Origin of the sequence: Lysinibacillus sp. RS10, from assembly GCF_041956855.1 — a bacterium.
Lineage (GTDB): Bacteria > Bacillota > Bacilli > Bacillales_A > Planococcaceae > Lysinibacillus > Lysinibacillus xylanilyticus_A.
Window position 1 is genome coordinate 3,849,968 of the sequence record NZ_CP167122.1, and the last position, 19,806, is coordinate 3,869,773.

Sequence of the window (19,806 nt, forward strand, 5' to 3'; positions counted from 1 at the left end):
TTAGTGTACTACCTCCGCTTTTGGCATTTGTTCTGCTGTAAATGTCATTGACTCAATAACACGTACCATCGCCTCTGCTGTATCTAATGAAGTTAAGCAAGGTACGCCGTTTTCAACTGACTCACGACGGATTCGGAAGCCATCACGTGCCGGTTGCTTACCTTTTGTTAATGTGTTGACAACAAGCTGTGCCTCACCGTTTTGAATTAAATCGATTAATGTTTGACCTTTTGCACCGATTTTACCAACTACATCTGTACGTACACCTGCTGCTTCAAACGCTTTAGCTGTACCTTCAGTAGCGACAATACGATAGCCTACTGTTGAGAAGCGTTTTGCCAGCGCAATTGCTTCCTCTTTATCTTTATCGGACACAGTGAACAATACTGTGCCTTCTGTGCGGATTTCCATACCTGCTGCAACTAAGCCTTTGTAAAGTGCTTTTTCTAATGTTGCATCTTTACCCATTACTTCACCTGTTGATTTCATTTCAGGTCCTAGTGTAATGTCTACACGACGTAATTTAGCAAATGAGAATACTGGCACTTTAACGAAGACACCTTTTTGCTCAGCCGCTAAGCCTGTTGGATAGCCTTGTTCTACAATTGATTTACCAAGGATCGCTTTCGTCGCAATATTCGCCATCGGAATGTTTGTAATTTTACTTAAGAACGGTACTGTACGAGATGAACGTGGGTTAACCTCGATGACATATACTTCGCCCTGTGAAATAACGTATTGGATGTTCATTAAGCCTATGATGCCAAGGCCTTTTGCAAGGCGAGTCGTATAATCCACTAACGTATCTTTTTGCGTTTGCGTTAGTTTTTGTGGAGGGTATACAGAGATGGAGTCGCCAGAGTGAACCCCTGCACGCTCGATATGCTCCATAATACCTGGGATTAATACATTTTCACCGTCACAAATGGCATCTACTTCAATTTCTTGACCAGTTAAGTAGCGGTCTACTAAAACTGGATGATCAGGAGAGGCTTCTACCGCGTTCTCCATATAGTGTTTTAATTCCTCTTGGTTGTAGACAATTTCCATCGCACGTCCACCTAATACATATGAAGGACGAACTAGCACTGGGAAGCCTAGACGTTCACCAATAGCAAGTGCTTCTTCCGTAGATATAGCTGTTTGACCTAGTGGCTGTGGAATGTTCAAGTCGCGTAATGCTTGCTCGAATTTGTCTCGGTTTTCCGCACGGTCGATATCTTCAAGTGATGTACCTAGGATTTTCACGCCATAAGCAGCTAATTTATCAGCAAGATTAATAGCTGTTTGACCACCGAATTGTACAACTACTCCAATCGGTTGCTCAAGATCGATAATATGCATAACATCTTCGATTGTTAATGGCTCGAAGTATAATTTATCTGAAATCGAGAAGTCCGTTGATACTGTCTCTGGATTCGAGTTAATAATAATTGCTTCGTAACCCGCTTCTTGAATTGCCCATACTGAGTGTACTGTTGCGTAGTCGAATTCCACCCCTTGACCAATGCGGATTGGACCAGAACCAAGTACAATAACTGATGGCTTGTCTGATTTAATCGATTCGTTTTCATCCTCATATGTGCCATAGAAATATGGTGTTTCAGATTCAAACTCCGCTGCACATGTATCGACCATTTTATATACTGGGATAATGCCATGGTCTTTACGATATGCGTATACTTCCTCTTGAGTTGTTTCCCAAAGCTCGGCAATTTTCTTATCTGCAAAGCCTAGACGTTTTGCTGTACGTAATACGTCTTTATCGTTTTTATTGTCAGCAAGTGTTTGCTCCATATCTACGATGTTTTTGAATTTATTTAAGAAGAATAAGTCAATAGCTGACCATTCATGAATTTGCTCAATTGTTACACCGCGACGAAGTGCTTCACCGATGAAGAATAGACGCTCGTCACCTGCTTTACGAATACGTTTTTCAATCCAAGAATCAGTGTTTTCTTCTGCATGTTTCAGCTCTAAGTGAACTTGACCTGTTTCAAGAGAACGCACTGCTTTTAGCATCGCTTCCTCAAATGTACGACCAAGTGCCATTACTTCACCAGTCGCTTTCATTTGTGTACCAAGATTACGCTTTGCTGATTCAAATTTATCGAATGGCCAGCGTGGGATTTTCGCCACGATGTAGTCTAGAGCTGGCTCGAAGCAAGCATACGTTGAACCTGTTACAGGGTTTTTGATTTCATCTAATGTTAAACCAACTGCGATTTTTGCTGCTAGCTTTGCAATTGGATAGCCTGTTGCTTTTGACGCTAACGCTGATGAACGAGATACACGTGGGTTTACTTCGATTACATAGTAATTAAAGCTATATGGATCAAGAGCTAATTGTACGTTACAGCCACCCTCGATTTTTAGTGCACGGATAATATCTAAAGAGATATTACGTAGCATTTGGTTTTCACGATCTGAAAGTGTTTGCGTAGGTGCAACTACGATGGAGTCACCTGTATGAATACCAACTGGGTCAACGTTTTCCATGTTACATACAACGATTGCGTTGTCAGCAGCATCACGCATTACTTCATATTCGATTTCTTTATAACCAGCGATTGATTTTTCTAGTAAACATTGTGTTACTGGAGAATATTTTAGACCAGATGTCACAATTTCCTCTAGATCTTGATCGTTGTAGCAAATACCGCCGCCTGTACCACCAAGTGTGAAGGCAGGGCGAACGATTACTGGATAGCCAATTCTCGCTACAAAGTTTTTCGCTTCGTCTAAGTTATGGATAATATCTGATTCAGGTACTGGAGCACCTAGCTCATACATTAAATTACGGAATAGATCACGGTCTTCTGCTTTATGGATCGCCTCTAATTTTGTACCAAGAATTTCAATATCAAGCTCATCTAGAATTCCTGATTGATCTAATTCAATGGCCATGTTTAAACCAGTTTGACCACCAAGTGTTGGTAGGATGGCATCTGGGCGCTCTTTACGTAAAATTCGTGATACAAACTCAAGTGTAATTGGCTCAATATATACTTTGTCTGCAATTTCTGTATCTGTCATAATTGTCGCAGGGTTTGAGTTTATTAAGATAACGCGATAGCCTTCTTCTTTTAGTGAAAGACAAGCTTGTGTTCCTGCGTAGTCAAATTCTGCTGCTTGTCCGATAACGATTGGACCTGATCCGATTACTAAAATAGTTTCTATATCTGTACGTTTAGGCATGTTGTTTCCCCTTCCCTGCTTCTACTTCCATCATTTCGATAAATTCATCAAATAAGTGATTTGAATCCTCTGGACCTGGTGATGCTTCTGGGTGATATTGCACTGTGAAGATTGGATATTTCTTATGGCGTACCCCTTCACAAGTACCGTCATTTAATGCGATATGTGTTAACTCTAAATCTGTTTCTTTTAATGAATCGATGTCGATTGCATAGCCATGATTTTGAGATGTTAAATCCGTACGGCCAGTACGTAAATCTTTTACTGGATGGTTACCACCGCGGTGACCGAATGGTAATTTGAAGCTTCGTGCACCACATGCTAGTGAGAAGATTTGGTGCCCTAAACAAATACCGAACATCGGTACTTTTCCAATTAAATTACGAACTGTTTCAATACCTTCTTGCACATCCTCAGGGTTACCTGGGCCGTTAGAAAGCATGATGCCATCTGGATGCCACGCTAAAATTTCTGCTGCTGAAGTATTGTAAGGTACAACTAGCACATCACAATCACGTTTGTTTAACTCACGAAGAATACCATGTTTCATACCAAAGTCTATTAATACTACGCGTTTGCCACGACCTGGTGATGGGTAGGCTGCTTTCGGTGATACTTCATGTACATGGTTTGTAATAGCTGGTGTTGCCTGCAATTTTGCCACGATTTCATCCACATTCACTTCTTCATCAGCCGCTGTTAAAATAGCTTTTACTGACCCTTTGCTACGAATAATACGCGTTAATTTTCGTGTATCGATTCCTTCAATCCCTGGAATATCCTTTGATGTTAAGTACTCATCAACTGTTAAATCACAGCGGAAGTTTGAAGGTGTTTTTGCTAATTCACGAACTACAAAGCCACGAATAGCAGGCGTGATTGATTCAAAATCATCACGGTTAATACCGTAATTACCGATTAAAGGGTAAGTTAACGTTACGATTTGTCCGTAGAAAGAAGGATCTGAAATTGTTTCCTGATAACCTGTCATCCCTGTTGTAAATACGACCTCACCTTGTGAAGCTCGCTCACTACCGAACGCTGTACCTGTAAATAATGTGCCATCTTCTAAAATAAGTAAACGTTTTTTCATTACTCTGCCTCCTGGTATACGATATTGCCTTCAAAAATTGTAAGAACTGGCCATCCTTTTGCAACCCATCCATTGAATGGTGTATTGCGCCCTTTAGATACAAAGCCTTCTGCATCAATTGTTTGTTCTTTATTTAAATCTATTAAAATCATATCTGCTGAAGATCCAACTTCTAGTGTGCCATATGGTAAATCGAAAATTTGAGCTGCTTTTACAGACATCCAGTCGATCAACTGTTTTAACGTCCATTTCCCTGTTTCTACAAATTGTGTATAAAGTAGTGGGAAGGCTGTTTCAAAGCCTACAATGCCAAACGGTGCGCCTACCATGCCACAGCATTTTTCTTCTACTGTATGTGGAGCGTGATCCGTAGCGATGCAATCGATTGTGCCATCTAGCATCGCTGCGTGAAGTGAGTCTTTATCATCAGCAGCACGTAATGGCGGGTTCATTTTCCAGTTTGCATCATCTGATGGAATATCCATTTCTTCAAGTAATAAATGATGCGGGCAAACTTCTGCAGTGACACGAATACCTGCTGCCTTAGCGTCTCGTACTGCACGTACAGATTCCTTTGTGGATACGTGACATACGTGGTAGCGTGCGCCAGCAGCTTCTGCTAGTAGAACATCACGTGCAATTTGAACGGATTCACAAATCGATGGAATTCCTGGTAAACCAAGTTCTTGATTACGCTTCCCTTCATGCATAACACCGTCGTAAATTAATGAGTTGTCTTCACAGTGTGCTACAACTACCACATCATGCTGTGCCGCATCTTTCATTTGCTCATACATTGTTGATGCAAGCTGGATCCCAACACCATCATCTGAAAATGCAACAGCTCCATGTGCTTTTAATTCTTCAATACTTGTGCGAACCTCACCTGAGATGTCCTTTGTTAAAGAGCCGTATGGAAGTACTCGAATGACTGCACTTTCTTTAATCAGACCGTTAATCAACTGCATGTTTTCTACTGAATCTGGCACTGGTTTTGTGTTTGGCATCGCACAAATTGTTGTGAAACCGCCCTTAGCTGCCGATGCAGAACCTGTAGCAATTGTTTCTTTATGTTCAAAGCCTGGCTCACGTAAATGTGTGTGTACATCGACAAAGCCTGGTGCAACAACTAAACCTTTACCTTCGATAATTTCTGCGCCTGCTACATTTACGTTTTGTCCAATTTCAGTAATTTTGCCATCTACCATAGCGATATTGACTGTTTGCAGCTCGCCTTGTTCATTTAACATTTGTACATTTTGAAGAACCTTTGTCATATTATTCTCTCCCCTTTAAAATTGTTTCGACAATAGCCATCCGAGTATAGACACCATTTCGAACTTGCTCGAAAATTCGAGAACGCTCGCTTTCTACTAGCTCTGAAGCAATTTCCACATCACGATTGACCGGTGCTGGATGCATAATAATTGCCTTTTCCTTCATTTGTTTTTCACGTTCAATGGTTAAACCGTACTCGTTATGATAACTCTCTTTTGAGAAGCTTTTATTTACCTTATGACGTTCATGCTGCACACGAAGTAACATAATCACATCACTTATTTCGATTAAATCATCCCAAGAGTGATGTGCTTCGAAACCGCCGGCCCACTCTTCTGGACAAAGGAAATGAACATTTGCCCCCAATCGCTGTAACGCTGATGCATTTGATTTTGCTACACGGCTATGGGATATATCCCCAGCGATTGTTACATTCAACCCTTCAAAAGAACCAAACTCTTTTTTGATTGTATAAAGATCCAATAATGATTGGGATGGGTGTTGACCTGCACCATCACCTGCGTTAATGATTGACACATTAATGCCTTCTAGCAGTTCATTGTAATACTCGTCTTCTTTTGCGCGGATGACTACTGCATCTATACCAATCATTTCTAACGTTTTTACCGTATCGTACATTGTTTCCCCTTTAGTGACACTTGAAAAACCCGCATCAAATGGGATAACAATACAGCCAACTTTACGCTCTGCCATTTCAAAGCTCGTTTTCGTACGTGTACTCGGTTCAAAAAATAAGTTTGCTACGTTGTATTCTCTAGATAACAATGATGCTTCACCATTTTCAAAAGCTTGCGCACGATCTAGAATGTGGTTAATTTCTTCAGTTGTTAAATGTTCCATCGATAATAAGTTCTTCATCATATGCCTCCATTAGATTGTGTTTCGTGAACGTCTATGTATAAACGTTCCGTATTCAGTAAGCTGAATATAGTAAAAGCCCCGCTGATGTCATCAGCGAGGCATAAGGAGGCGTGACAAACTAGAGCAGAACATATTCCTACGTTTAGCTTGTCTACAACTTCCCTTTTTTTGCCTCTCTGGACAATTCATTAAAAGGTACTACTTATTTAATTAATCTTCTAAAATTTCTTTCTCTCGCCCTGGTAATACTAAGTTTAAAATCACACCTATAATTGCTGCTAATGCCATACCTTCAAGGGCAAATGACTCAGAGAATCTAAGTGCAGCACCGCCGATTCCAACTACTAAAATTACAGATGAAATAACCATGTTTCGATTATTCCCAAAGTCTACTTTACTTTCAACTAGCATACGTAAACCACTAGACGCGATAATACCAAATAATAAGATTGAAATACCACCAAGAACTGCGGTTGGTATTGTTGAAATTAATGCCATGGCTTTCCCAAAGAATGACACGACAATCGCAATGACTGCTGCTCCCATGATAACATATACGGAATAGACACGTGTGATTGCTAAAACACCTATATTTTCACCGTATGTTGTTTTCGGTGGTCCGCCGATTAAGGCACTCAGTAATGTCCCTAAACCATCCCCTAAAATTGATCGGTGAAGGCCTGGATCTTTGACATAATTTCGATTTACTACTTTCCCCAAAACTAATTGGTGACCAATATGTTCTGAAATCGTTACGATGACGATTGGTACCATTGCAAGTAAAATTTTAGCTGTAATATTGAATTCATAGTCCACACCTGGAATCAAAAAATCCGGTGAAGCGAATAATGATGCTTCTTTTACTGGAGTGAAATCAACGATTCCAATAAACACTGAGTAGATATATCCAACAATTAGACCCATCAGAATAGGCATAGCACTTAAAATATTTTTAAAGTATACCGTGAATATAATGGCTGCTAATAAAGTAACTAAAGCTGCTGAAAAATGTAATCCACTGTATTGAGATACTGTTTCAACAACCCCTGTTGTCTCATTCACCTGTTCTACATTTATATTCATTGCCATATTTACTGCTGTACCTGATAGTCCTAAACCAATTACGATAATAACGGGTGCCACAACAATTGGTGGTAGCAAACGCATTAACCATTTATAGCCTGTCTTCCAAATGATTAAAGACACAATTCCGTAAACTAGGCCGACTGCTAGTGCCCCAATCATAGCATTCCCCGGATTCACACTAGCATTATTTGCATCTAATCCATTCGCTGCAATTAGAATTGGTGAGATGAAAGCAAATGATGAACCTAGATATGCTGGTACTTTAAACTGTGTTACTAATAAGAAAACAAGTGTAGCAATCCCACTCGTTAAAAGAGCAATTGCTGGGCTAAGACCTACCAATTGAGGGACTAAGATCGTTGACCCAAACATGGCAAACATGTGTTGGAAACTTAATGTCACTAGTTGGACTGGAGTCGGTTTATCCTGAATATCTAATACTGCTTTTGACATAGTGTTTCCTCACTTTATTGTTAGTCTTCTTTATAAATAATGACGCAATCTTCGTCGTCTACCTCTTGTAAATTTACGACTATACGCTCGGATCCAGATGTTGGAACATTTTTACCAACATAATCAGCTCGTATTGGAAGCTCTCTATGACCTCTGTCGATAAGGACTGCCAGTTGAATTTGTCCAGGTCGCCCTAAATCCATCACTGCATCTAGTGCTGCTCGTACTGTACGCCCAGTGTATAATACATCATCAACAAGTATGATCTTTTGATTCGCTACAACGTAATCAATATCAACTTGCTCAACATGTGCCTGCTCGTTTTCATGCTTTGTTGATAGATCATCTCGATAAAGTGTAATATCAAGCTCTCCGGTACGAATTGCTTTACCTTCAATTTTTTCAATTCTTTCTGCAAGGCGTCTCGCGAGAAAAGCACCTCGCGTTTTAATGCCGACTAAAATACATTCATCGATCCCTTTATTACGTTCAATAATTTCATGAGCAATTCGTGTTAATGCTCTTGCCATTGATGGGCCATCTAATAGCTCATTTTGTGCCATGTAAATTTCCTCCTTTCTTCTATCTATTGTTGGTCATGTGTCCATAAAAAAACCTCTCGAGGCGAATAGCCTGAGAGGGTTGAATACATGTTTAAATAGCATGTCGAAAAAATTTGCAGCACAAATTTTCACAACACAATCACATATACCTTCTCAGCCTCTCTGGACTGCCATTAAAGGTGAATATTTAGTTAAGTTGTTCATTTCACTGTCGTTAGTATAGACCTTCTTTTACTATCCGTCAATCCCTATTTCGTAAATCATTTAATAATTGTTCATAATCAGCAGGAAGTGGTGCTTCAAACTGGATATATTCTCCAGATGCAGGGTGATCGAATCCTAAAATTCCAGCATGTAATACTTGTCCGCCGAAGTCTATTGTCTTTTTCGGTCCATATTTCGGATCACCAACAAGTGGATATTCAATATATTTCATATGCACACGAATTTGATGAGTTCGTCCTGTTTCTAAACGACATTCCACTAGTGTAAAGTCGCCAAAGCGTTCAATAACTTGGAAGTGAGTTACTGCATGCTTTCCGTTATCGACAACTGCTTGTTTTTGACGATCTTTTTGATCGCGTGCAATAGGTGCATCAATTGTCCCTTTATCATGTGCAATATGTCCGTGTACTAGCGCGGTATATTTACGTGTCACTGTTTTATTAACTAGCTGATTCACTAACGATTCATGAGCCGCATCATTTTTAGCAACCATTAATAATCCTGAAGTATCTTTATCAATACGATGCACAATTCCCGGACGCAGAACACCATTTATGCCTGATAAATCCTTACAATGATACATTAAACCGTTTACAAGAGTACCTGTCATATGTCCAGGTGCTGGATGCACGACCATGCCTTTTGGTTTATTCACAACAAGGACATCTGCATCTTCATAAACTATATCAAGGTCCAAGTTTTCAGCAATAACATCTAATGGCTCTGCTTCAGGTACATCTACTTCTACTAGATCTCCTACTTTTACCTTATACTTCGCCTTGACAGTTTCTCCATTTACTTTAACAATACCTTCAGTAATCCAATTACCAATTTGTGTACGCGACCATTCTGATTGCACACTTGAAAGCGCCTTATCAATGCGCTCTCCCTTTTGCTGTTCTTCCATTGTATATGATACTTGCGTCATTCTTTCACCTGTTTCTTTTCTTTTTTATCTTCAGCGATTAAGCCAATCATTATTACCACTACCGCAATTGTTAAAGCTGCATCCGCAATATTGAAGATCGGGAAATCATAATTAATTACTGGAATTAATACATCTATAAAATCGACAACTTCGCCTCTAAATAAACGATCAATAAAATTACCTATCGCTCCGCCTAATAAGAGCATTAAGCCTACTTGAAAAATAGGTTTCCCCTTTGCCTCTTTATGATAATAGTAAATAACGGCACATATAACAACTACAGTGACAATCGTAAATAGCCACATACGTCCTTCAAGCATGCCCCATGCTGCCCCTTTATTTCGATGAGACAATATCCCAAACCATGGATCCCATACTGAAATTCGTTCACCAAACTCCATATTTTTCACAATTAGCCATTTTGTCCATTGATCTAATAGGACAACGAATGCGGCCAATCCATAATATTTATACACAGACATTCCTCCGTTCACTCAACATCTAACCTATTCTACCATAACAGCCCATCTCAGAATAACTAATATAGCATGAAAATATGGCGGAATGCTTTATGTGGGGATGATTTTTGCTCCGATAGGCGTTTTCTTGTGGGCGTTCGCTTTGCTATCCGTCGTTTTCGACTTTGTATCCGTCGTTTTGGCTGTTCTTTCCGTCGCTCTTGGCTTTCTTTCCGTCACTTTGACTCTTCTTTCCGTCGCTCTGGGTTTCTTCCGTCGCTTCGTCTCTTCTTTCCGTCGCTCTCGGCTTTCTTTCCGTCGCTTTGACTCTTCTTTCCGTCGCTCTGGGTTTCTTCCGTCGCTCTGGGTTTCTTCCGTCGCTCTGGGTTTCTTCCGTCGCTTCGTCTCTTCTTTCCGTCGCGCTCGGCTTTCTTTCCTTCGCTCTGACTCTTCTTTCCGTCGCTCTGGGTTTCTTCCGTCGCTTTGACTCTTCTTTCCGTCGCTCTGGGTTTCTTCCGTCGCATCGTCTCTTCTTTCCGTCGCTTTCGCCTTTCTATCCGTCGCTTCATCTCTTCTTTCCGTCGCTCTGGGTTTCTTCCGTCGCTTCGTCTCTTCTTTCCATCGCTCTGGGCTTTCTTTCCGTCGCTCTCGGCTTTCTTTCCGTCGCTCTCGGCTTTCTTTCCGTCGCTCTGATTTTCATCCGTCACCTTGGCTCTTCTTTCCGTCACTTCGGCTCTTCTTTCCGTCGCTCTCGGCTTTCTTTCCGTCGCTTTGACTCTTCTTTCCGTCGCTCTGGGTTTCTTCCGTCGCTTCGTCTCTTCTTTCCGTCGCTCTCGGCTTTCTTTCCGTCGCTCTGATTTTCATCCGTCACCTTGGCTCTTCTTTCCGTCGCTTCGTCTCTTCTTTCCGTCGCTCTGGGTTTCTTCCGTCGCTTTCGCCTTTCTATCCGTCGTTCTGGCTTTTCTTTCCGTCGCTTTAACTCTTCTTTCCGTCGCTCTGGGTTTCTTCCGTCGCTTTGACTCTTCTTTCCGTCACTCTGGGTTTCTTCCGTCGCTTTCGCCTTTCTATCCGTCGTTCTGGCTTTTCTTTCCGTCGCTTTAACTCTTCTTTCCGTCGCTTTAACTCTTCTTTCCGTCGCTTTAACTCTTCTTTCCGTCGCTTTTGTTCCAACAAAAAAACTATTGCCATCACTTCAGAAGTAATGGCAATAGCTTTTCAATTTCTATTCAAAATCTAGACTGTTTCAGATTCCTTTGAATGTACACGTCTCATAAAATCATTCACATCAGCTGGTACTTTTCGATCTAATAACGACACGATAATAACCGATAAGAAGCCAGCTGGTACTGTCACAATGCCAGGAATTTTAAATTGCAAAAAGCTTGGCAGCGTTCCAGGTAAAAATATCATCCACATAGAGACCCCAAGTCCAATAAGTAAGCCTGCTATGGCTCCTTTTTCTGTCATTCCTCTCCACCAAATACCTAAAATAAATATTGGTGTAAAGGTACTCGCCGCAACAGTAAAAGCAAGAGCCACTAAATGTCCGATGGATGCATCCTTAACAAGTAAGCCCAATGCTCCATATAAAATACCTAATATCACAATTGCTACTTTCCCTGCAATCACTCGTTGTTTTTCTGTAATATCCTTTTTCATAACACTTGCATATAAATCATGAGCCAATGCCCCTGAGCTTGTGATAAATAATCCTGATAAATTCGAGAATATGGCCGCAAATGCCCCCGCGATGACAAGCCCAAGAAGCCATTTGCCTCCTAGTGCAAGTGCTGTTGTAGGAATAACCATATTGTTCCCGCCAAGTACTAAATCTCGCATTACTTCCTCACTTGCAGTACCCGAAATAAAAATAGAACGCCCTACAACACCTAAATATACAGCTAATAGGAAAAACGCACTTGCAATCCCAATCGCCATAAGTGCTGATTTACGAGCTGCCTTTGCACTTGGATTTGTATAAAATCTTAGTAATATATGTGGTAAACCAATCGTACCTAATGCTAAACCTATTGTCATACTAATAGTTTGCCAAAATGTTGGAAAATAAAAGCCTGTCCCTGTCCAAGCAGCACCATCAAAATTAATATCCTTTCCATCTAAAGCATATGGTGAAGTCCCTGTAATAGGACCGCTAAATGAATTAATGGCAGCTAAAATCTTATCATAATGTAAACCACTATACATCGCTGCGATCAACATAACAATAAACGCACCAAGGCGAATCCAAAGCTCTAAAGCTTGGTTGATTGTTGTTCCTTTCATACCGCCAATTCCTACATAGAAAATCATTACAATACATGTAAAGACGATACCAAATTCATAAGAGGTACCAAAAAACATACTTAAAATTTGTGCTGCTCCTAATAATTGTGGCGCCGCATAAAAACCAGAAATCGCTAAAACTACAGCTACTGCTACTAGTCGAGCTCGTTTGCTATGAAAACGATAAGCTAAAAAATCAGCAACGGTAAATGCACCAAAACGTCTTAATGGACCTGCCACAAAAATTGCTAACAATGTTAATCCAATGGAGAAGCAAAATGCATAATAAGCACCATCATACCCTAATTGGAAAGTCAAACCAGCTATCCCAAGGAAAGTCGCTGCACTTAAATAATCTCCTCCAATTGCCGAACCATTTGTAAACCATCCAAAACTTCTTCCCCCTACAAAGAAGTCAGATGCCGTTGCATTTCTTTTCGTTAAATACGTAATATATACAATTGTTCCCATTAAAGCAATGGTCATTAACATCTTCGGTTCTAATAGAGCTTTCATCATTTAACAAATCCCCCCTAAGCTAAAGCTACTTACTTAAGTATTTCGTATTTCTTTAGGCGTTTTTCGTACAATGCTGTATGCACATAGGCAATAATAAAAGCCATTGCCATCATTACGACTGTTGTCACAAACCAAGTTACCGTTATACCACCCCAAATTTTCTTAAAAGCAAGTTCTGGAGCAAACCAGTTCATCACTGGAATACTAAAAATTAAAATGAAATAAAATACCGTTAAGCCAAAACCTGTCGTAAACTCATCTTTCATAATTTGGTTAGTAGTTGCATCTAGTGGTGGAAGATCCTTCACATCTACTTTTCCAGCTTCCACGTATTCATAATCATGACTCCCTACTTCTGCCATACTTCAACTCCCCCTTTCTATCTAGGTAAATAATTATCTGAAATTTCAAATTACTATTTACTACAATTATTTTATTCTATTTAACCCATAATTTAGTTACAAAATATTGCTGTATTAGTACAAAAAAATGCTATTTTAGGTTAAAATATTTTTATTATTTTCATTTACAACGAAAGGGAGTTGTTAGCATTTTAAATATTGTTTGGTATATTGAAAATTCAAATGAAAAACAACAAATGGGCTACTGGTTAGAAGAATTTCTACCTAATACCTTTATGAACTGTGAAGAACTCAAAACAGAAGATGTCGCTCTCATTTTCTATGAAATCAACCGCTTATTTGACTGGGTAAAGATAAATCGGTTAAAAAGAAATTATCCTGATAGTATAATTGTCCCTATTGTTGCAGAACACCTTACTTACTCAACTGGTATAGCAATTGAACTAAATTTGCCCGCACTTCTCATAAAACCATTACAGAAAGCAAAATTTCTACGAATTGTTAAAAAGCTTTATACGTCCTATAAAGAAAAACAGGCAAGTACTATAACAATGCTTGAGCTATCACAGCAAATTTCACAAGACCATACTTCCCCTTTCCGAGAAGCCTTTTTAAAACGACTTATACGGGGAGAAGTTGAAAATGAGCAGGAAATTATCCAGTCTGCCTCTTTTTTATCAAAAAATTGCATCCCAAATATCGTGTTTTTAATTCAGGGCTATATAGATGTGAATGAAAATCGATCTATCCTTTATGATGCGAGCAGTGTTATAGCAAATGTGTTTCGTCAAAACTTTGCTAACAAAGCACCTCTATCCTTTTTAAATTTTGAACGTTATTTATTGTTGCTTATGCGCCTTCCAAATGAATACACATCATTTAAGCATTGGTCTGAGGGGGTAGCTTGTTTACTTGAGGTTATTGAAGTGTTAAAAAAAGATTATGGCATTCATCTTTTTATGGGGATTGGCGGTGTTTTTCAGGACGCCATGCAAGTTAAGGAATCTTATAGTCAAGCGCGAAAGGCACGGAGAAAACCACCTGTCCATAATATTCATATACGATTTTATGAAGATTTAACAAAGCAAGAATCGCTTCAAAAGGCTATCCACTATATCGAAGAACACTATGATGAACAAATAACGATTAGTGATGTTGCCAAATATATTAACTTTAGTTCTACGCATTTTAGTAGATTGTTTAAAAAAGAGACTGGTCGTAACTTTGTGGACTATGTAGCTTTTACACGGATCATCAAGACGCTACCCTATTTACGAAAATACGATTACACCATTGAAAAAATTTCATCCATCTGCGGTTTTAACACACCTAATTATTTCAGCATCACGTTTAAGAAATATGTTGGCATATCTCCAACTGACTACCGCAATACGCAAGAAATATTATTTAAATAGTTCATATCACATCGTTGCGTAACTAAACCTATAAAAAGAATCTGCTAGACCTCCATAAAAGTAAACAACGCAAGCCCCCCTTCATCAAGGAGACTTGCGTTTTTATTACATAGCATGCAAATTCTTGTTCTTAGTTTGCATTACTGTTTGTTTTTATCAATTATGCTCGGCATAATTGCGTCCGGAATCGGCTGAAAGAACTTAAACGTAATATTTTTCTACAACTTCTGCACAACGTGTACACACTGTTGGATGCGCTTCATTTGAACCGACTGTTTCAGAAATTGACCAGCAACGCTCACATTTTTCGCCTGTTGCTTTCTCTACAACAATCGATGCATGTTCTAGAGCTAATGCATTTGCAGGTGCAGCTTCTATTGGTGCTACTTCAAAGGCAGAGACGATTGAAAGTTGCGCAAAATCAATGTTTGCATCTTTCAATAAAGCTGCCACATCTTCTTTTGCATAAACTGTCACTTTTGCTTCAAGTGATTTACCGATTGTTTTTGCATTACGAGCTTCCTCTAATGCTTTTAAAAGATCATCACGTACATCAATGATTTTCACCCATTTTGCACGTAGACTTTCGAAGTTTTCATGTTCATCAACCTCTGGGAAGTCTGTTAATTGTACAGATACCTCTTCGACAACACCTTGAGCATGTAAATAAGACCACATCTCATCAGCTGTATGAGGGATAATTGGTGACATCACTTTTACTAACGTCATTAATGTGTCATAAATAACGGTTTGCATTGCACGGCGATCTTTGTTGTCATTGCCTTCAATGTATACAACATCTTTTGCAATATCTAAATAGAATGAAGATAATTCTACCGCAACAAAGTTATTCACTGCATGGTAAACGGCAGCGAAATCATAGCGATCGTAAGCAGCACGTACAGTTTTTAACACATCTTGTAGACGCATATAAACGTATTGATCCATTTCACGAAGGTCTGCATACGCTACTCGATCTTTCGCTACATCGAAATCAGCTACATTGCCGTGTAAGAAACGGAATGTGTTACGGATTTTTCGATAAACCTCAGATACTTGCTTCAACATATCCATCGAGATACGAACATCGGCTGTATAATCCACCGAAGCAACCCATAAACGAAGAATATCTGCCCCGTATTGATCCATAACCTTTTTCGGGATAATGACATTTCCTAAAGATTTACTCATCTTACGACCTTCACCATCTAGAACGAAACCATGTGTTAATAGTCCCTTATATGGTGCATAGCCATTAATAGCTACTGACGTAATTAATGATGAGTTAAACCATCCACGGTGTTGGTCTGAGCCCTCTAAATATAAATCAGCTGGATATTTCATACCACGTTCTACTAATACACCTTGGTGTGAAGAACCTGAGTCGAACCAAACGTCCATAATATCATTTTCTTTTGTAAATTCGCCGTTCGGGCTACCTGGATGTGTGAAGCCTTCAGGTAATAATTCTTTTGCAGTTTTTTGGAACCAAATATTTGACCCGTGTTGACGGAATAATGCTGAGATATGGGCAATTGTTTCTGGTGTAATAATTGGCTCTCCATTTTCAGCATAGAAAATTGGAATTGGCACTCCCCATGCGCGCTGACGTGAAATTACCCAGTCACCACGGTCACGAATCATATTATAAAGACGAGTTTCACCCCAAGCAGGTGTAAATGCCGTTGATTTTACAGCCTCTAATAACTCATCACGGAATGCATCTATTGACGCAAACCACTGTGGTGTTGCACGATAAATAACTGGTTTTTTCGTACGCCAGTCATGCGGGTAAGAGTGTGTAAAGAAGTTAAGTTTTTCTAATGCGCCTACTTCTTTTAATTTTTCTGTGATTATTTTGTTTGCATCATTGTAGAATACACCTTCAAAACCAGGTGCTTCATCTGTATAACAGCCGCTATTATCAACAGGACTAAGAATTGGTAGACCATATTGCTTACTGATATGATAGTCATCTTCCCCGTGTCCTGGTGCTGTATGAACACAGCCAGTACCCGCTTCAGCAGTTACGTGCTCTCCAACCATCACAAGCGATTCACGGTCATAGAATGGATGCTGTGCAACAACTCGATCTAGTGCCTCACCTTTTACTTCCTGAACAACTTCATATGCATCCCACTCAAGTTCGTTAGCAACTGTTTCTAATAATTCTTTTGCAATGATGAATTTGTTATCTGCAACTGCTACAACTACATAGATAAATTCAGGGTTTACAGAAATCCCTAAGTTCGCTGGAATTGTCCAAGGTGTTGTTGTCCAGATAATAAATTTAGCATCTGCTGGTACAACATCTTTAGCATCTTTAATTGCAAAGCTTACATAAATAGACGCCGATTTAATATCTTGGTATTCAATCTCTGCTTCTGCAAGTGCAGATTCAGATGATGGAGACCAGTAAACTGGTTTTAAACCTTTATAAATATAGCCTTTTTCAGCCATCTTACCGAATACTTCAATTTGACGTGCCTCAAATTCAGGCTTTAATGTGATATATGGATTTTCCCAATCACCACGAACACCTAAACGGCGGAATTGTATACGTTGGTTGTCGATTTGCTCGTAAGCATACTCTTCACATAATTGACGGAATTCAGCAACAGACATTTCTTTGCGCTTTACGCCTTTGTTCGTAAGAGCCTGCTCAATTGGTAAACCATGTGTATCCCAACCTGGAATATAGTTTACACGGTAGCCAGTCATAGAACGGTGACGTGTAATCATGTCTTTCAATACTTTATTCAAAGCATGGCCGATATGGATATCGCCATTCGCATATGGAGGACCATCATGCAACACATATTCAGGGCGTCCTTCTGTGCGCTCCATCTGTAATTTGTTAATGTCCATTTCATCCCATTTTTCTTGCATCTTCGGTTCATTTGCCGGTAAGTTTCCACGCATTGGGAAATCTGTTTTTGGCATTAATAAAGTATCTTTATACTCAACCATTTTTCAATTCCTCCTTTAATTTTACAAACAAAGAACAAATACACTTAAGCGCTCATTACATACAACAGTTATTAGCAAAGTCAACGAATTTTAACAATAGGCGTATAAGTTCAAACTTAGGATTCAAAGCATTTATCCATTTCACCACTTATAGAAATGGAAGACTCCCACCATTTGAACATAAAAAAGCCTCTCAATCCCTCAAAGGGACGAGAAGCTTATACTCGCGGTACCACCCTAATTGTAGCACAAAATTGTACTACCACTTAAAGCACGTTAACGTCGTGCATCACGAAATAACTTACTTCATTCAGTTATTTAGCTCCGAAGTGATGTTCATTGTTATTTGCATGTTTGGGCTCACACTATCCCCAAATCGCTTAACTACGCCTAACAAATACTGTCTTCGTCTCTGCCTGTATGCATATCTGTTCAAAATAATTACTATTACAATAGTATATGAAAATCAAACAATCACGTCAAGTTTCACTTATTGCATTTAAACTTGATCGGCCTCCTGAGCTTCTTCAACAGATACTTGAATTTCTGTAAGATCAATATCATATTGTAACAAGTGATCCCAGTCATCTGCATTTAGTAAATCAAGCTGTGCCTCTACAAGCATTTTAAAACGATTACGGAATACTTTTGATTGCTTTTTCAGCTCATCGATTTCAATTGTCACTTTACGAGCCTTCGTTAAAGCCTCATTGATAATACGATCAGCATTTTTTTCTGCTTCTTTGACAATTAGTTTAGCTTCTTTTTGAGAATTTCTTCGCACTTCATCTGCTGCCTCTTGCGCGACAACAATTGATTTTTGTAAGGTTTCCTCTAAAGAGTTAAAATGTCTCGCTTGTTCTAAGTACATTTCTAATTGTCTGTCTACTTCTTTTTTTTCACGTAGCAAAATTTCATAGTCTTTAATAATTTGATCTAAAAATTCATTTACTTCATCTTCAGCATAACCTCTAAAGGTTTTAGTAAACTCCTTATTATGTATATCAATAGGTGATAATGGCATACGATCCTTCTCTCCTTTACATGTACATTCGTATTTTCTATTATACAATTGTTCCAACAACTTAGCAGTAAAAATTAATGAAATTAACCTGGTTTTTAGCTTTTTTGGGTCAATCGACCGACTTGTAAACGAATCTTATCTTTTTTTGTACGGCCTTCAGTCATCATAATTTTCACTCGACCGCTTCCGCGTACAGATAAAATATCCCCTTCTTGCAATTCAAAAGCAACTGTATCCCGTTCAGTCCAATTAACACGTACCTTTTTAGTTGTAATTAACGCTTGAACCTTTTGACGGGAAATTTTTAAAACCGTTGAGATAATAACATCTAAACGCATGGAAGAAACAGTATGAGACTCTTCTAGCCACTCTTCCTCATTTTGTAGCAGAGGCTCCATCTCTTTAATCGATTCTACATGTACCTTTACTTTGCCGATGCCTGTTAAATGTAAACGTACATATTCTGCTACCTCATTCGCTACTACAAATTGTACTTGGTGTTCATTTACACGAATATCACCGAATTTGCCACGATTCAGTCCTAATGATAATAATGCCCCTAGAACATCTGGATGTCGTAGTTGCACAAATTTCACAGGATATTGAACTGAAAATACTGTAAGCTGAAAATCTTCCTCCACAGGCTCATAATAAGTAGGATAAATAAGCATACGTTGTCTTTCTGCTTCATCAAAGAGCCCAGCACTAACTGTTTTCAATGTGTCTTCTTGGCCAATAATCGATGTAACAATAAAACGTTGTCGAGGATCTAAAAAATCAGTAAGCTTTGGAGCATATCGATCCTCCACCTCATGTTGCCAACTCACAACCTGTTCAATAAAAGGCTGTTCATCTTTCCTAAAATGCTGAATTAAATGCTCCATGTTTACTCCACCTCTATTATCTCTCTTTTACTAGTTTAATTTCATTGGTATTTTAAGGATTTATATCGAAAAATAAGGCTCATTACTATAACGTGTGGTTGATTTCCGTTCCGACTGGGCGCTTTCCTGGGGGCGTCCGTTGAGCAAATACATTTTTAATCAAGATCAGATTTTAGTATTGATCC

Annotated in this window: 17 protein-coding genes and 1 other annotated feature; of the genes, 4 read left to right on the plus strand and 13 right to left on the minus strand. The window is 39.2% G+C overall.

Annotation, left to right across the window (positions count from 1 at the left end):
• From carB to lspA, 8 genes are all read right to left on the minus strand, one after another.
• Positions 1–3,198 (minus strand): carbamoyl-phosphate synthase large subunit, encoded by a 3,198-nt coding sequence (carB, locus tag ACB089_RS19610; protein ID WP_374963564.1) that lies wholly within the window; start codon positions 3,196–3,198, stop codon positions 1–3.
• The gene (locus ACB089_RS19615) at positions 3,191–4,291 is read right to left on the minus strand and encodes a carbamoyl phosphate synthase small subunit (RefSeq protein WP_374963565.1); all 1,101 of its coding nucleotides are present in this window, start codon (positions 4,289–4,291) and stop codon (positions 3,191–3,193) included. The genes carB and ACB089_RS19615 overlap by 8 nt, the downstream gene beginning before the upstream one ends.
• Positions 4,291–5,568 (minus strand): dihydroorotase, encoded by a 1,278-nt coding sequence (locus ACB089_RS19620; protein ID WP_374963566.1) that lies wholly within the window; start codon positions 5,566–5,568, stop codon positions 4,291–4,293. Before ACB089_RS19620 ends, ACB089_RS19615 begins: the two co-directional genes overlap by 1 nt.
• 1 nt (position 5,569) lies before the next feature.
• Positions 5,570–6,448: an aspartate carbamoyltransferase catalytic subunit gene (locus ACB089_RS19625; protein WP_368635589.1), complete on the minus strand. Its 879-nt coding sequence runs from the start codon at positions 6,446–6,448 to the stop codon at positions 5,570–5,572.
• A 213-nt stretch (positions 6,449–6,661) separates the two neighbouring features.
• Positions 6,662–7,990: a solute carrier family 23 protein gene (locus ACB089_RS19630; protein ID WP_374963567.1), complete on the minus strand. Its 1,329-nt coding sequence runs from the start codon at positions 7,988–7,990 to the stop codon at positions 6,662–6,664.
• Positions 7,991–8,010: 20 nt separating this feature from the next.
• Entirely contained in the window at positions 8,011–8,553 is a 543-nt protein-coding gene (gene pyrR / locus ACB089_RS19635) for a bifunctional pyr operon transcriptional regulator/uracil phosphoribosyltransferase PyrR (RefSeq protein ID WP_368635523.1), read from the minus strand.
• A gap of 241 nt (positions 8,554–8,794) precedes the next feature.
• A complete protein-coding gene (locus tag ACB089_RS19640; protein ID WP_374963568.1) occupies positions 8,795–9,706 on the minus strand; it encodes an RluA family pseudouridine synthase in 912 nt (303 codons plus the stop codon).
• Positions 9,703–10,182 carry a signal peptidase II gene (lspA, locus tag ACB089_RS19645; protein WP_368635525.1) on the minus strand — a complete coding sequence of 160 codons (480 nt, stop codon included), beginning with the start codon at positions 10,180–10,182 and terminating at the stop codon, positions 9,703–9,705. Before lspA ends, ACB089_RS19640 begins: the two co-directional genes overlap by 4 nt.
• Before the next feature lie 305 nt (positions 10,183–10,487).
• Between lspA and ACB089_RS19650 the strand changes: the two genes are divergently transcribed.
• From ACB089_RS19650 to ACB089_RS19660, 3 genes are read left to right on the plus strand one after another with little or no spacing between them, the layout of a single operon-like run.
• Positions 10,488–11,021, plus strand: coding sequence for a hypothetical protein (locus ACB089_RS19650; protein WP_374963569.1), 534 nt, complete (start codon positions 10,488–10,490; stop codon positions 11,019–11,021).
• A 15-nt stretch (positions 11,022–11,036) separates the two neighbouring features.
• Positions 11,037–11,183, plus strand: coding sequence for a hypothetical protein (locus tag ACB089_RS19655; RefSeq protein WP_374963570.1), 147 nt, complete (start codon positions 11,037–11,039; stop codon positions 11,181–11,183).
• The gene (locus ACB089_RS19660) at positions 11,180–11,401 is read left to right on the plus strand and encodes a hypothetical protein (protein ID WP_374963571.1); all 222 of its coding nucleotides are present in this window, start codon (positions 11,180–11,182) and stop codon (positions 11,399–11,401) included. The genes ACB089_RS19655 and ACB089_RS19660 overlap by 4 nt, the downstream gene beginning before the upstream one ends.
• Here ACB089_RS19660 and ACB089_RS19665 read toward each other — a convergent pair.
• Both ACB089_RS19665 and ACB089_RS19670 read right to left on the minus strand, forming a co-directional pair.
• Positions 11,398–12,966, minus strand: a complete 1,569-nt coding sequence (locus ACB089_RS19665; RefSeq protein WP_374963572.1) for a cation acetate symporter — start codon at positions 12,964–12,966, stop codon at positions 11,398–11,400. The genes ACB089_RS19660 and ACB089_RS19665 overlap by 4 nt on opposite strands.
• A 29-nt stretch (positions 12,967–12,995) precedes the next feature.
• Positions 12,996–13,328, minus strand: a complete 333-nt coding sequence (locus ACB089_RS19670; protein ID WP_374963573.1) for a hypothetical protein — start codon at positions 13,326–13,328, stop codon at positions 12,996–12,998.
• 236 nt (positions 13,329–13,564) lie between these two features.
• On the opposite strand from ACB089_RS19670, the gene ACB089_RS19675 reads away from it, so the two are divergent.
• Entirely contained in the window at positions 13,565–14,743 is a 1,179-nt protein-coding gene (locus ACB089_RS19675) for an AraC family transcriptional regulator (RefSeq protein ID WP_374963574.1), read from the plus strand.
• A 201-nt stretch (positions 14,744–14,944) separates the two neighbouring features.
• On the opposite strand, the gene ileS is transcribed toward ACB089_RS19675, so the two are convergent.
• From ileS to ACB089_RS19690, 3 genes are all read right to left on the minus strand, one after another.
• Entirely contained in the window at positions 14,945–17,713 is a 2,769-nt protein-coding gene (gene ileS, locus ACB089_RS19680) for an isoleucine--tRNA ligase (protein WP_374963575.1), read from the minus strand.
• 202 nt (positions 17,714–17,915) lie between these two features.
• Positions 17,916–18,135 (minus strand) — a binding site (T-box leader).
• 77 nt (positions 18,136–18,212) lie between these two features.
• Entirely contained in the window at positions 18,213–18,737 is a 525-nt protein-coding gene (locus ACB089_RS19685; RefSeq protein ID WP_374963576.1) for a DivIVA domain-containing protein, read from the minus strand.
• A gap of 95 nt (positions 18,738–18,832) precedes the next feature.
• Positions 18,833–19,621 (minus strand): RNA-binding protein, encoded by a 789-nt coding sequence (locus ACB089_RS19690; RefSeq protein ID WP_374963577.1) that lies wholly within the window; start codon positions 19,619–19,621, stop codon positions 18,833–18,835.
• Between the last annotated feature and the right edge of the window lie 185 nt (positions 19,622–19,806).